The 14,846-nt window shown below is 38.4% G+C and carries 10 protein-coding genes; 7 read left to right on the forward strand and 3 right to left on the reverse strand.

Features of this window, described 5'->3' with window-relative positions; translation table 11 throughout:
• Position 1: 1 nt before the first annotated feature.
• Both gyrA and IE867_RS11710 read right to left on the reverse strand, forming a co-directional pair.
• Entirely contained in the window at positions 2 to 2,653 is a 2,652-nt protein-coding gene (gyrA, locus tag IE867_RS11705) for a DNA gyrase subunit A (protein WP_192484902.1), read from the reverse strand.
• A 384-nt stretch (positions 2,654 to 3,037) separates the two neighbouring features.
• Positions 3,038 to 4,027: a hypothetical protein gene (locus IE867_RS11710; protein WP_192484903.1), complete on the reverse strand. Its 990-nt coding sequence runs from the start codon at positions 4,025 to 4,027 to the stop codon at positions 3,038 to 3,040.
• A gap of 276 nt (positions 4,028 to 4,303) precedes the next feature.
• Here IE867_RS11710 and IE867_RS11715 point away from each other — a divergent pair, with 276 nt between their 5' ends.
• From IE867_RS11715 to IE867_RS11740, 6 genes are all read left to right on the forward strand, one after another.
• Complete coding sequence (locus tag IE867_RS11715) at positions 4,304 to 5,494, forward strand: MFS transporter (RefSeq protein WP_192484904.1); 1,191 nt, start codon at positions 4,304 to 4,306, stop codon at positions 5,492 to 5,494.
• A 252-nt stretch (positions 5,495 to 5,746) separates the two neighbouring features.
• Positions 5,747 to 7,018 carry a histidine--tRNA ligase gene (hisS, locus tag IE867_RS11720; protein ID WP_192484905.1) on the forward strand — a complete coding sequence of 424 codons (1,272 nt, stop codon included), beginning with the start codon at positions 5,747 to 5,749 and terminating at the stop codon, positions 7,016 to 7,018.
• A 1-nt stretch (position 7,019) separates the two neighbouring features.
• On the forward strand, positions 7,020 to 7,478 hold the full coding sequence (locus tag IE867_RS11725) for a YaiI/YqxD family protein (RefSeq protein WP_192484906.1): 459 nt from the start codon (positions 7,020 to 7,022) through the stop codon (positions 7,476 to 7,478).
• Positions 7,475 to 7,798, forward strand: coding sequence for a cupin domain-containing protein (locus IE867_RS11730; RefSeq protein WP_192484907.1), 324 nt, complete (start codon positions 7,475 to 7,477; stop codon positions 7,796 to 7,798). Before IE867_RS11725 ends, IE867_RS11730 begins: the two co-directional genes overlap by 4 nt.
• 144 nt (positions 7,799 to 7,942) lie before the next feature.
• Positions 7,943 to 11,320 carry a DEAD/DEAH box helicase gene (locus tag IE867_RS11735; RefSeq protein WP_192484908.1) on the forward strand — a complete coding sequence of 1,126 codons (3,378 nt, stop codon included), beginning with the start codon at positions 7,943 to 7,945 and terminating at the stop codon, positions 11,318 to 11,320.
• A gap of 90 nt (positions 11,321 to 11,410) precedes the next feature.
• Positions 11,411 to 12,073: a thioredoxin domain-containing protein gene (locus IE867_RS11740; RefSeq protein WP_192484909.1), complete on the forward strand. Its 663-nt coding sequence runs from the start codon at positions 11,411 to 11,413 to the stop codon at positions 12,071 to 12,073.
• A gap of 93 nt (positions 12,074 to 12,166) precedes the next feature.
• Here the strand turns inward: IE867_RS11740 and IE867_RS11745 are convergent, their stop codons facing one another.
• Positions 12,167 to 13,720, reverse strand: coding sequence for an AbgT family transporter (locus IE867_RS11745; protein WP_192484910.1), 1,554 nt, complete (start codon positions 13,718 to 13,720; stop codon positions 12,167 to 12,169).
• A 298-nt stretch (positions 13,721 to 14,018) separates the two neighbouring features.
• On the opposite strand from IE867_RS11745, the gene IE867_RS11750 reads away from it, so the two are divergent.
• Positions 14,019 to 14,741 (forward strand): metal-dependent hydrolase, encoded by a 723-nt coding sequence (locus IE867_RS11750; protein WP_192484911.1) that lies wholly within the window; start codon positions 14,019 to 14,021, stop codon positions 14,739 to 14,741.
• Positions 14,742 to 14,846: the final 105 nt, after the last annotated feature.

Consider the following 14,846-nt stretch of genomic DNA (forward strand, 5'->3'; position numbering starts at 1 on the left):
ATTACTCCACTTCGCTGCCATCTTCGTTATCCTGTTCACCTTGCACTGAGTCATCATCTGCTATTGATGCGTCTTCTGCTTCATTTTCTAGCATTTCACCATCAAGATCTTCTTCAGACTCATCCTCGCCCACGACTTGCACTGATACCAATTTTTCATCTATTTTTAAATTAATCAACTTAACACCTTGCGCTGAACGACCTGTTTCACGCACCTCAGATACACGCGTTCTAATAAGCACACCTTGATCGGTCATAAGCATAATATCATCTGTTTCCTCAACAAGTCCGGCTGCAACGACACGACCATTACGATCTGATGTCGAGATTGAAATGACCCCCTGAGAACCACGTGCTGTTTTACGATATTCAGCAACTGGTGTGCGTTTACCATAGCCATTCTCAGTCGCTGTTAACACAACACCCTGATCTGGATCAGTAACAATCACGCCAACAATGTGTTGATCCTCCTGAATACGCATGCCTCTAACACCACGTGCTGTTCTACCCATTGCGCGCACATCTTCTTCATTAAAACGAATTGCTTTACCGGCATCTGAGAACATCATAATCTCTTGTTGACCATTAGTTAAATGCACATGTAACAACTCATCACCCTCATCAAGGGTTAAGGCATAAATACCGCCCTTACGTGGACGTGAGAAGGCGGTTAAATCGACCTTTTTAACGGTTGCTTGCTTAGTCGCCATAAAGACGTTCCAACCTTCTGTGTACTCAGAGATCGCAAGCATTGCCGTAATACGCTCACCTTGCTCAAGTGGCAAGACATTATTGATAGGTTTACCTTTCGCGGCACGCCCTGCTTGCGGGAATTCATAGACTTTGCTCCAGTAAATTTTGCCCGCACTTGAGAAGCACAGCATAGTGTCATGTGTTGATGCAATTTGCAGTTTATAAACAAAGTCCTCTGATTTCATTTGTGTTGAGGACTTACCGCGCCCGCCACGTTTTTGTGCATTATAATCTTTCAATGGCTGCGCTTTGACATAACCATCATATGAAAGTGTCACCACCATCGATTCTTCAGTAATTAAATCTTCGTAACCTAAATCAAGCTGAGAAGCAATAATCTCCGAGCGACGAGCATCACCAAACTGTGCTTTCACTTCTTGCAGTTCTTCACAAATCACTTCAAGCAAGCGTTTAATATCTTTTAAAATTGCAATCAACGCTTCGATGCGTAGAAGCAACGCTTTGAATTCATCAAGAATCTTATCTTGCTCTAAACCTGTCAAACGGTGTAAACGAAGCTCTAAAATCGCATCAACCTGCGCTTGTGATAGGAAATATTCATCATTGTGTAAACCGTAATGCGATGCCAAGCCATCAATGCGATAAAGCGCTTGATCAACCCCTTCAAGCATTTGTCCGACGAGCTTACCAGACCATGAACGGGATAACAGCGCTTCTTTGGCTTCAGCCGGTGTTTTAGACGCTTTAATCAATGCAATCATTTCATCAATATTTGATAAAGCAATCGCTAAACCTTCCAAAAGATGCGCACGCTCGCGCGCTTTACGCAGTTCAAAAATCGTGCGTCGTGTTACCACTTCTTTACGATGACGAATAAACGCTTCAATCACTTCTTTTAAATTTAGTAACTTCGGCTGACTATCAACCAAAGCAACCATATTAACACCAAAGCTTAACTGCATTTGTGTTTGTGCATATAGATTATTTAATAGCACTTCAGGCACTTCGCCACGTTTAACATCGATAACGATACGCATACCGTCTTTGTCAGATTCGTCACGCAATTCAGAAATACCTTCGATTTTTTTGTCTTTAACCAGCTCGGCAATTTTCTCAATCAAACGTGCTTTATTTACCTGATACGGGATTTCAGTAACTATAATCTGCTCACGATCAGTTTTCTTATCAGTTTCAATTGACGCTTTAGCACGCATAATAACGCGTCCTCTGCCCGTCTTATATGCATCAACAATCCCAGCGCGACCATTGATATAGGCACCCGTTGGGAAATCAGGTCCTGGAATATATTCCATCAATTCGTCAATGCTTAAATCAGGGTTTTCAATGAGTGCAATCACACCATCAATGACTTCATTTAAATTATGTGGCGGAATATTTGTTGCCATCCCCACCGCAATACCCGATGAACCATTAACCAGCAGGTTAGGTATGCGCGTTGGCAATACATCCGGAATCATCTCGGTTTCATCATAGTTTGGCGAGAAGTTAACCGTTTCTTTATCGATATCGATTAGCAATGAATGCGCCATCTTTGACATGCGCACTTCGGTATAACGCATTGCTGCCGGCGAGTCACCATCAACTGAACCAAAGTTACCTTGACCATCAACCAGCATATAACGTAATGAAAACGGCTGCGCCATACGCACAATCGTGTCATAAACTGCCGTATCACCATGCGGGTGATATTTACCAATCACGTCCCCCACAACACGTGCTGATTTTTTATAAGGCTTATTAAAGTCATTGCCTAGCTCTTTCATCGCAAAAAGAACGCGTCGATGCACAGGCTTTAAGCCATCACGCACATCAGGAAGCGCACGTCCAACAATGACGCTCATCGCGTAATCAAGGTATGATTGCTTTAATTCTTGCTCGATATTAACCGGAAAAACTTCATTGGCAAATTGTGTGGTCATAAGGATATAAACGCTTCAAATATTCTAAAAACTGGAGCGAATTATAACATACTCACCACAACACAGAAATATAAATATCTAGCAATGACACCCCAAAAATAACTTACTTCCAAGCATCATATTCATTCGATTGAAAAACAACCTCCTTCCCTGACTTTAACTGCCGCTGACAATACTGAGCCGTAGTAAGAACTTTTAGTGAAAACTGTCCTTACCCAGAATTATTCCAATACATAACTGCTTTAAGCATTGGGATCTCTTTATATTTCTTGCTTTTGGTCACTTTTAGTATTGAAAGCATCATCTGAATGGACTGAGCGGCATAGTAGCAAGCCTTTACTTTAAAGATATTAAGAAAAATGAACACTTGCAATGAGTTAGTTTTTAGGTGAAAGGTATTTCTCCAGCCCCAACTTGATAAACTTTTGTTGGACTGCCCATTTCTGCCGGCATTCCAAAAGATACTATTTTGTTCTCAACTGGATCAAATAGCACACCGCCCTCTTCTAAATGTCCGTAAGAATATGAAGAACTATTTGTAGTTTGGTAATATAAGTCTGCGCCTCGAACAATGTATTTAATTAACATTCTATCTAGGTATGAAATAATAGAGCAGCTGGTTATTTGTGGCAAATTACTAGTTGAACCCCCAGTTGTTATAGTAAAAAATTCCTTTTTATAATATGGTTCACTATGAACAGTTTGTAGGGTGATATTTTCTGCGCTCAATAAAACATAGGCAGGAACTGAACCATACAATGTTATATTAAGGTGATTTTTCGACTTCATGGTAAATAGTTTACCCGCTATAACACGCATACAATTTTGATTATTAATATCTAAACCAGTACCAATTTGATAAACTTTTGTTGGATTGCCTATTTCTGCCGGCATTCCAAAAGATACTATTTTGCGCTCAACTGGATCAAATAACACACTACCCTCTTCTAAATGTCCGTAAGAATATGAAGAACCATTTGTAGTTTGGTAATATAAGTCTGCGCCTCGAACAATGTATTTAACTAACATTCTATCTGGGTTCCCTGGGTATGAAGTAATAGAGCAGCTGGTTATTTGTGGCAAATTACTAGTTGCCGCCCCAGTTGTTATAGTAAAAAATTTCTTTTTATAATATGGTTCACTATAAACATTTTGTAGGGTAATATTTTCTGCGCTCAATGAAACATAGGCGGGATCTGAACCATACAGTGTTACATTAAAATGGTTTTTCGACTTCATGGTAAATATTTTACCCGCTATAACACCCATACAATTTTGATTATTGATATCTAAATTTGACTGATCAGCAAATGAAGTTGATACAAAAGCCAAACTAGAAATTGCTAAAGTAGTTAAAATAATTTTTTTCATCATAAAATTTTCCCATTATTTTGTTTAAACTTTAATATCCCAGTAAATGGTAACGAAAGGTTTACTACTTCAGGTAGTAACTCACAAAACAAAGTTTAATAAAAAAATATAAAATAAAAATTTAACTCAATTTATTTTAAGTGAAATTTTATATAAAATGATATGATTCAAGCCCAGTATACACATGAATGTAACTTTTGATGGCATTTAGAGAGTCGTTTAATTATCATTAATTTGCGAAAAACAAAAACAAACGAATCATTGAATCGAAAAATAAATATGAAACCTCAAACTTACGTTTACTTTTTCGCCATTTTCCTTGTGGGTGTTTATGTCTGCGCTTATGATATGTATATCTCAGCGCTGCCATTACTACAAAATGATTTTGCGGTGAATGTTGGACAAAGCCAGTTAACACTGACCTTATTTGTTATTGCAGGTGCGATATTTGCAATACCTGCCGGCCTTATTAGCGACCACTTTGGACGCAAAAAAACACTGATCCTTTATTGTGTAATCGTCATTATTGGTAGCATTGTGTGCTTGTTATCACAAAGCATCCTTGCCTTTTATATCGGGCGAATATTACAAGGCATTGGTGCTTCTGGTTTATATATTCTTGCTGTCGCTTTACCCAAGGATATGCTAACAGGTAATACTTATGTTAAAACCTGGCAGAGCTTAACACTTTTGTTTTATTTGGCTCCTTCTTTGGCTGGCTTTATCGGTGGTTATATTGTCTATTACGGTGGTTGGGAATGGGTTTTTAATGGTGTTGTTTTAGTAGCACTGCTCGCCCTTATCTTGATTGCTATTTATTTTAAAGAGATACCAACCGCAGCCACTGAAGTCAAAACTTCAAGTCGCAAGAAATTCTTTAGCATTGCTAGCAACACACAATTCTTAAGCTACTGCTATATCACGTCAGCGGCGTGGGCGGGGATGTCCATTTTCTATATCTGCACGCCTTACATTGTGATCACAACCCTTGGGTTTAATACGATTGTTTATGGTTGGTTATCCTTTTTATTGATCTTCTTTGGCGCCTTAGCACGTTGGATTAACATTCGCTGGCTTAATGGCTTGATGAGCTATGAGCAAAGCGCTTATAGCTTTTCTTTTGTTGCTGTGTTGAGTGGCATATTATTTGTCAGTGCTTACTTTCTACCGGCACATTACGCCATTTACTTGATCGGTCTCAGTGCGATTTTATTTGGTTTTTCCTCAGCACTTGTGAGTGTAAACACCTCAACGATGGCATTTTTGCTGATTGATAAAAGTCACAGTGCTGTTGCCTCGTCAATCTATGGACTCATGATTGACCTTATTGTTGCGTTATCACTTATATTTGCTAATTTAATGCGCGCTAACTTGATTCTCCTAGGTGCAATGATTGCTGTCTTTTATATCATTGCCATAATGCTGCTGATGAAATTCAAAGAACCTACAGCTACCACAATTCACGTTTAGTGATTTATACCGCCCACAAACCATCTTACAGTATTTCTGTCATTGAATTTCTTGCGCTTTTGAGTAATTGAATTTTGCCAATAATCCCAGCTATTATCTGCAATCCAATTACTCAAAAGCATCAAACACTTCTTCGACATCAAACACCGCAAAATGATTTATGAGCGGTATAGAATACAAGTCCTTTCCATCTAAAGATAATTTGCATACAATAAGCGCACTTTTCTAAGTTAATCAATACGGAATCATCTAATGTCTAAAATCCAAGCCGTGCGCGGCATGAATGATATTTTACCGAGCGATATTTATAAGTGGCACTTTTTTGAAAACGCCGTAAAACAAACCTTACACAACTATGCTTATCAGGAAATTCGTTTACCTGTCGTTGAAAAAAGCGAGTTATTTCATCGTGGCGTTGGTGCAGGCACAGATATTGTTGAAAAAGAAACCTATAACTTTAGTGATCGCAATGATGACGCATTGACTTTAAGACCTGAAGGTACCGCAGGTTGCGTGCGTGCGATGATTGAACATGGGCTTTTACGCAATCAAATCCAAAAGGTATGGTATACGGGGGCTATGTTTCGCTATGAGCGTCCGCAAAAAGGACGTTATCGCCAGTTTTATCAACTGGGTGTTGAAGTATACGGTAATAGTCACATTGCCCAAGACGCTGAAGTGTTAAGCTTGTCATGGCAATTATGGCAAGCCTTAGGACTTGACACACACGTCACCCTTGAGCTTAACAACCTAGGCAGTGCACAAAATCGTGCTGATTATGTCAATGCATTGGTTGATTATCTAACACCACTTAAAGATCAGTTAGATGAGGATTCACAGCGTAGACTAGGTAAAAACCCACTGCGCATTCTTGATAGTAAAAATGAAAACACCCAACGACTTTTGGATAATGCACCTAACCTGCATGATTTTCTTGATCAAGATATTAAACAAGACTTTGAAGCACTTACTAAGTATCTAAGCGCGTTAAATATTCCGTATAGAGTAAATTCACGTCTCGTGCGCGGGATTGATTACTACTGCAACACCGTGTTTGAATGGGTTACCGATAAACTCGGTGCTCAAGGCACCATTTGCGCCGGTGGTCGTTATGATTCACTCGTGAGCGACTTGCAAGGCCCTGAAACACCTGCCGTTGGCTTTGCCATGGGGATTGAACGAATCATCTTACTCCTTGAAACACTTGTACTTATCCCTGAAACAACACAAACAGCAGATATCTATGTGATCTCTGATGAGTCATCGATCTTCAAGACCATGCCAATGATTGAAACACTACGTAAGTCCTTGCCTCACTTAACCATTGAGCAAAACACCTCCTTAGGTAGTTTTAAATCACAATTTAAAAAGGCCGATAAATCAGGTGCTACATTGGCATTGGTGATCGCTGAAGATGAGATTAACAATAGCACTTGTGTGATCAAGTTCTTACGTGAAGACAAAGAACAAGTGATCATACCACAAGCTGAATTAGCTTCGTACATTCAAAGTCATTACGCTTAATATGATTATTTATATCGATGCTGACGCTTGCCCTAAAGCAGTCAAAGAAGTGCTGTATAAAGCAGCGCACCAACGCAAAGTCACGTGTATTTTTGTTGCCAATCAACCACTGACACACCCGCCATCACCTTTTATCAAAATGCGCTGTGTTGATAAAGGCTTTGATGTTGCAGATAACTATATCGCCAATAAGGTTGAAATGTCTGACTTAGTGATTACCGCCGATATTCCGCTGGCAAAAGAGGTTACTGATCGCAATGCCATGGTCATCACACCTCATGGCAAGCAATATACCAAAGCAAATATTTCACAAACTTATGCCATGCGTAATTTCTTCACTGAGCTGCGAGATGCTGGGTTAGTTGAAACAAAAACCAAGGCGTTCTCAAATAGCAATATCAACGCCTTTGCCAATGCTTTGGATCAACTATTGACTAAACGCGGGTTTATCAAAAAATGAATTTATACGATATTCCCAAACATGCTGAACATGAATTGTTTGATATTATTCATACAATCAAAAATGCACAAAATATAAAGATTGAACGCATTGTGTCCTATGGACAAACAACACCTAAAGATAAACCTTATATCCAAACACAAGATGAGTTGGTGTTTGTCTTACAGGGGCAAGCAACCCTTTTGGTAAATGATATGAGCCACTCACTTGCTACAGGTGATAGTCTATTGATCCCTAGCAATACACCACATTGGGTAACCTATACATCGAGCTCGCCTGCCACTATTTGGCTTGCAATTCACTTTGATACAATCATTTAACCAAAAGCGCATTATCTCCTGAACATAGCCAAAGGAGATATATGATTTAGCACAACAAAGTATGGTTATTGCCAGAAACTTGTTTGTCTTACAGCTTTTGCCTCAGGTATACTGATGCAATTTATTTTCTTTTGACAAAAATTTATGAGCTTATCTTCAAGCATCTTACCTAAAAGCATTACCGAAGACTTTACTAGGGCAACCATTTCACGTGCGCATGCCTATTGCAATCAATACTCAATCAAATCATTGCAGGCAACATCCGATGATGGCATTAATTTTGTCATTAAAAGTGAAGTTTTTGGCTCTGGCAAAAATGCCTACTCCCAAAGCATTTTTGTCGATGTGAACTCACGAGAAAAAACACTCTCAAGCGTACTTGATGCTGAGTGCTCATGCCCTGTAGGCTATTTTTGTAAGCATATTTATGCCGTGTTATTTATGTTTAATAAATCATTAGCTGATCGGTTAAAAGAACCCAGTGCATTTACTTCTGCCGCAGCAACAACATCTGTTAATCCACAACCGACAAAAAAAGCTCAAACCCCCGCATCTTATTTCGACAAAGCTGCCTTTGAGCGTCAATTTAATGACAATATACGCCTTGAGAAAAGTACATTACTATCCCAAGGTAAAGCACCTTCCAATTTAGTAATTGCTTATCAACTTATCGCGTTTAAAGAGGGTGAACAATTATCTTATAGGATCGAGGCTAGCTATGTGCGTATTCTAAAAAGTGGCAATGGCTATGGTAAACCACAAAGTGCCAATCTTGCCAATATCGTTGCAGGTTACACTAAATACCCAGATTGCGCTGACATCAAAGACCTTGAGATCTTTAAATACCTACAAGCACAAATCAATCGTTATGCAATACATTTACCGAGCTTAACAGGAGAGTATGGTGCTCAATTTTTAAAGCTGCTTATCGCAACTGAGCGCTTTTTCGTTGGCGATATTGTCATGGATAAACATTGCACCTTGGCACCTGATGTCAAGCTTAATATTGATTGGAATGAAGTCAATGGCACATTTCGCTTTAATGCGCAAATCAATGGCAAAACAAATGCCAAAATCATACCAACAACACCTGCTTTTTATATTGATGGCAATAAAATGGGTCAGATCGTTAGTGACATTCCTGGCAATCAATTGCTGCTCCTTAATACACTTAAAGATATCTCTAAAGATGACATGTCATTTGTTCGTCACACCATTGAGAAATCAACACTTGGCAAGCAAATCAAATTTCCAAGCAAAGTCAAAAAGCTTAAAACCGAAAAAATCACGCCGAAAGCGATAGCTCATTTTAGTAAAGGATCATCAGTAAACTGGCCACATTATGGCTTCTTTGCTGAGGTTAGCTTTGAATATGACGGCACACGATTTGAGCCACACGAAAGCGGAACACACATTATCGAGCACAATGGTCGCTTGATTGAAAAAGATGTGAAATTTGAAAAAGATAAACTTGAAACTTTAGGAGGATTTGGGTTTGTAAAATCCAGACGTGCTTACTTTGGCTATGGCAATCAAGCACACAAGCCATTTGGTGAAAGTTATATCTTAAATAGCAATCCTTATCTTGAACCAGAAGAACAATGGGAAGACTTCTATGTTGAGGACCTTGAGGACTTCAAACTATTAGGTTGGCAGGTTGAGTTTGATGAAGACTTTGCTTATCACTATGTTATTGCTAATGACATTGATATTGGCATTGAAGAAGGGGCGCAAAATGATTGGTTTAATGTGCATCTAAGTGTTAATCACAGTGGTAACACCATCGATCTGCAACCACTCATTATGCAATATCTACAAAAAGGACTTAACAAAGAAGCGCATGATCTTGTTGCCATTGTGGATAAGAACCACCGTTTAAAAATTGATTACAGCATCATTGAACCGGTTATTAACTCATTGTTTGAGCTAAACGATGAACGTGGCGGCACACTAAAACTCTCAAAATACCAAATCGGTGCACTGATGAGTCTTGAGGAGCAATTGGGCAAAAGTGGTGCGATTGATTACAGCAGAGCCAACGCTTTAAAAAATTTTGTTGACTCACTGAAAGACACAACAAAGTTACCACTTTTAGATACACCAAAAGAAGTGCAAGCGACCTTGCGTGACTATCAGCGCTATGGCGTAAGCTGGATGGATTTCTTATCCAAACATGAAATGGGCGGCTTGTTAGCTGATGATATGGGACTTGGCAAAACGCTGCAAACGCTTACTTGGATACAATTACAACATGATACTGATGAAGATTTCGGCACAAGCTTAATCGTCGCCCCCACCTCAGTTGTCGGTAATTGGATCAGAGAAGCTGAGAAATTCACACCTAAGCTCACAATTTTACTATTGCATGGTTCAGAACGTTCTGAGCATTATGAGTCATTACTTAACTACAACATCGTGGTCACTAGCTATCCACTTATTTTAAAAGACGAAGAAATTCATCGCCAAAACACCTATAGCGCACTGATTTTAGATGAAGCGCAAACGATTAAAAATGCTAAAACCAAGCAAGCGCAAAGTATTTTCACCCTTTCAGCTAAACATCGCTTTTGTTTAACTGGCACACCACTTGAGAATCATCTAGGTGAGTTATGGTCGCAATTTAACTTCTTAATGCCAGGCTTCTTGGGTAATGATAGCCAGTTTCGTAAGCACTTCAAAAACCCAATTGAAAAACATCAAGACAGCGATCGTTTAAATGTCTTAAAAAGTCGTATTTCTCCTTTTATGCTTCGACGCACTAAGGCATTAGTTGCTAAAGATCTGCCTAAAAAAACTGAATCAATTGAGATTATTGAGCTACCTAATACACAAAAACAATTATATGAAAGTGTACGTATGACGATGGAAAAAAAAGTGCGTGAACTCTTGAAAAAGCAAGGACTTGCTAAGAGTCATATTCATATTCTTGATGCACTATTAAAGCTGCGTCAATCATGCTGCCATCCACAATTAGTCAAACTAGACAGTGCTAAAAAAGTCCATGAATCAGCTAAACTTGATTATTTATTAGAAATGCTGACTGAACTTACCGCAGAAAAGCGTAAAGTATTGGTGTTCTCACAGTTTGTCGAGATGCTTGATTTAATTGCACTTGAGCTTGGCAAACATAAAGTTCAATATGTGCAGTTAACCGGACAAACTAAACATCGCCAAAAACTGATTGATGACTTTAGTGACAACCCTGATATCACGGTTTTCTTGATCAGCTTAAAAGCTGGCGGCACTGGTTTAAATCTTGTTGCAGCTGATACGGTTATTCACTTTGATCCATGGTGGAATCCAGCCGTTGAAGCCCAAGCCACGGATCGCGCTTATCGCATCGGTCAAGATAAACCCGTCACAGTATATAAACTCATTGCCAAAGATAGTGTTGAAGAAAAAATCCTAAAACTTCAGCAGAAAAAAGCGGATCTTGCCAGTGGGTTATATAATAAAGACGGGCAAGCCGATTTCAAACTCAGTGAAAATGACTTATTGAACTTATTTGAGCCGATCATTTAAAAGTCTAATATTCCCATAAAACATTTAAATTTGTCATTATTCAGATCATTTAATACACTCTTGAGCTATCAAAACAATCTGGGTAAATACATGAAAAAGCTATTTTTACTATTGAATACGATTTTATGCGCAAGCCTTGCCAATGCTGGGCATAAAGCTGGCGAAGAAGCTTGTGATATGCACGCTTTTTCACGCTATCAAGCCAATGTATTTATTCATGGCAATTTAAACTTTGACAAATCACCTAAGATTACCCTTGGCAATCCACAGGCAAGCAAAGTCATCACGCAATTCTGTGACTACTCAAAACTTGCTTGTTTAGAGAATATAAATACATTATTAACACTTAAAAATGATAAAAATATCAAAATAAACATTTACCCCATTAACGCAACACAAAGCCCTAATGCATCGCAGTATTTAGCATTTACTTATCACGTGGGCGGGGTGGAGCTCATGCAAGAATTTTTGCACGAGCTCCATAGTTTGATTAAATCAGGTAAGGTTGTTGATCAAAACACCTTGTCTGATTTAATGATCAGTTTAAACATTAATGAAACACCATATCTTAAAGAGATGGTTGATCAAGAAATTAAAGCTAACAATGCTTTAGCAAAATCCGCAGCTGTGACTCACTCACCGAGTGTCTATGTGTATCAGCACAACGCAACTGAAGTGAACCAAGTTTACTTTTCTGAATATCAAAATGTACCTGAATATATTATCAAGCGTGCACTTAATTATCTAGCATAACAACACTGTTGGCATTGACTGAGCGTAAGTCGAAGCCAATTAAAGCAAGAGCTTCTATAAAATGGCTTGTAGCGAGTGTCTACTCAGACTAGACTATTTTATTTGATAAAATGAATCAACACCAGGTCCAACGGGTAAATTAAATAAAAACACCCAAAGATAGAGGAAAATACTCCACGTGATTAATAATACAATCGAGTAAGGCAACATCGTGGCGACAATTGTGCCAATGCCTGAGTTTTTATCATACTTTTGGAAAAATGCGACAATCAAAGCAAAATAGCTCATCAATGGTGAGATAATATTTGTTGCTGAATCACCAACACGATATGCCACTTGCACTAATTCAGGCGAATAACCTAATAGCATAAACATCGGCACAAATACAGGTGCTAACATCGACCATTTTGCTGAGGCACTCCCCATAAACAGATTGATAAAAGCTGCTAAAATTACAAAGCTTATAATCAATGGAGCGCCAGTGAAGTTAATACTCTCTAGCGCTGTCGCACCAGCAACTGCAATGATCGTACCTAAATTTGTCACTTTGAAGTATGCGACAAACTGTGCTGCAAAAAACACCAAAACAATATAAGTACCCAAAGTATTAAACGTCTTATCCATGGCATTGACGACATCTTTTGTATTTTTGAAACTTTTGGTCACATAACCGTAAACAATACCTGCCACTGCGAAGAATAATAATATCAAAAACACGATACTGTTTAAAAAGGGTGAATTAGCAATTAAGCCGGTTTGCTGATTACGTAGGATCGCACCTTCTGGCACAACCAAGTAAACAATCACAAGTGACAAGATGGCAATCGACACAAGTGCCCAGACTAGGCCTTTTTTCTCAAGCTTAGTCAGATGGATCTGTGATTCCAATGCTTTTTCCTCATCATCGAGCTCGGTACCTGATTGGTATTTGCCTAAACGTGGCTCAACTACTTTTTGTGACAATAGTGTCACAACGGCAGTTACTAAAAAAGTGCTCCCTATCATAAAGTACCAATTTGCCTCGGCACCTACTCGATATTCTGGATTCAGTAAATGTGCGGCTTCTTGCGTTAATCCACTTAATAATGGATCAACCGTTCCCAATAATAAATTCGCACTATAACCACCAGAAACACCCGCAAATGCCGCAGCCATACCAGCAATCGGATGACGCCCCATCGAATGAAAAATCACCCCCGCCAAAGGAATAATGACTAAATACCCTAACTCACCTGCAGTATTTGACATAGCGCCTGCAAAGACAATAATTGCAGTAACAGTTACTCGATTACTCTTACCAATAATCGCCCTAATAGACGCACTAATAAAGCCAGAATGCTCAGCAAGACTTACCCCAATAAATGCAACCAAAACCGTACCTAATGGTGCAAATCCAACAAAGTTATCAACAACACTGCTAAAAATATAGCGCACACCTTCCGCACTAAGCAAATTAAATACATCAATATAGGCTTTTGCATCCTGCACACGCGGATCCAATACTTTGATACCAAGCCAAGCAAATAATGCACTTAATACAATTAAAAATATCGTTAACCAGAAAAACAGCATCGCTGGTGGTGGTAGTTTATTACCTACCACTTCAATTGCTGATAACGATCGATTAATTAAACCACGCTTTGTCATAAGCACCCCCATTAATTTAGTGAATAAATAATCACTATAATTCATTCAGATAAATTGATGGAAAATAATATGTAAATAGCAGTTACAACCTCCTTCTTTACTTACTGAAATACCGTAAGCAAAATAGAGCAGAATTAGAATTATACAATCATCTTAATGTCTAATTCATACGGATAGAAATTAAATGTGCCACCGTCTCCGTTCAAAAAACAGGAGGAACTCAATGATGGGCCCTACCATGAAAAAATACTTTATATCATACCTTTTAACCTATTTTTTGCGATGAGAGTAGCCTACTATGGCTAATTTTAAAACCCATATCACCGTTGCTGCATTTGCCAGCTTTGTTCCAAGTGTAGGGTTATATCTGTCTGGAATTTCTGTTTCTCAAACCTTGTTACTGACCTTTATTGGCAGTATTGGTGGAATACTACCTGATATTGACTCGGAAAACAGCACATCAAAATCTATTGTTTTTAAACTTAGTTCTCTCGCGCTTGCCTTATTATGGCTTTTTACTAGTTTACCTCAGTTCGGATTGATTTTTTCTATCATTAACTCAATTGTCATTTATCTACTAATGTACTTTCCCATCAAATCATTATTATCAAAAATATCCTATCATCGTGGCGTAATTCACTCAGTACCCATGGCAATATTAATGGCAATTGCTCTATATTTTATTATGCATCTGATTACAAAAGACCTATATATATCATGGCTGGTTGGTATTTTTTTGTTTTATGGCTATATAATTCATCTATTATTGGATGAATTATATAGCGTTGACTTCTCCGGGGCTCGTTTGAAGAAGTCTTTTGGTACAGCATTAACTTTCTTTAACAAAGAGAAATGGATTATTTATGTTTTATTATATGCATTAATTGCAGCTATCTATTTTTCTTTGCCCGAAAAATTTAACTTAATACAATTTTCCAAATTGCTTGTGGACAATTTTAGCCAGAATATGCTTAACAACTTATTGCCCACTTTTTGGAGTAAAGTACTCCCCATTGTCTAGACCACTTTGCAATAAAAATGGGATATTTTCTACTGTAAATTCAATTCATTAATTATAGGCTTCAAGCAAATGTTTTCATTTGGTTTTAAACCTAATAATAGTTTC

The sequence above is a fragment of the Cysteiniphilum marinum genome, from assembly GCF_014857925.1.
Lineage (GTDB): Bacteria > Pseudomonadota > Gammaproteobacteria > Francisellales > Francisellaceae > Caedibacter > Caedibacter marinus.

What these genes read in the sequence shown, in the direction of transcription:
- hisS (WP_192484905.1), top strand. Translation starts at nt 5,747, where the DNA reads ATGTCTAAAATCCAAGCCGTGCGCGGCATGAATGATATTTTACCGAGC.
- IE867_RS11735 (WP_192484908.1), top strand. Translation starts at nt 7,943, where the DNA reads ATGAGCTTATCTTCAAGCATCTTACCTAAAAGCATTACCGAAGACTTT.
- IE867_RS11740 (WP_192484909.1), top strand. Translation starts at nt 11,411, where the DNA reads ATGAAAAAGCTATTTTTACTATTGAATACGATTTTATGCGCAAGCCTT.
- IE867_RS11710 (WP_192484903.1), bottom strand. Translation starts at nt 4,027, where the DNA reads ATGATGAAAAAAATTATTTTAACTACTTTAGCAATTTCTAGTTTGGCT.
- IE867_RS11715 (WP_192484904.1), top strand. Translation starts at nt 4,304, where the DNA reads ATGAAACCTCAAACTTACGTTTACTTTTTCGCCATTTTCCTTGTGGGT.
- IE867_RS11725 (WP_192484906.1), top strand. Translation starts at nt 7,020, where the DNA reads ATGATTATTTATATCGATGCTGACGCTTGCCCTAAAGCAGTCAAAGAA.
- IE867_RS11730 (WP_192484907.1), top strand. Translation starts at nt 7,475, where the DNA reads ATGAATTTATACGATATTCCCAAACATGCTGAACATGAATTGTTTGAT.
- gyrA (WP_192484902.1), bottom strand. Translation starts at nt 2,653, where the DNA reads ATGACCACACAATTTGCCAATGAAGTTTTTCCGGTTAATATCGAGCAA.
- IE867_RS11745 (WP_192484910.1), bottom strand. Translation starts at nt 13,720, where the DNA reads ATGACAAAGCGTGGTTTAATTAATCGATCGTTATCAGCAATTGAAGTG.
- IE867_RS11750 (WP_192484911.1), top strand. Translation starts at nt 14,019, where the DNA reads ATGGCTAATTTTAAAACCCATATCACCGTTGCTGCATTTGCCAGCTTT.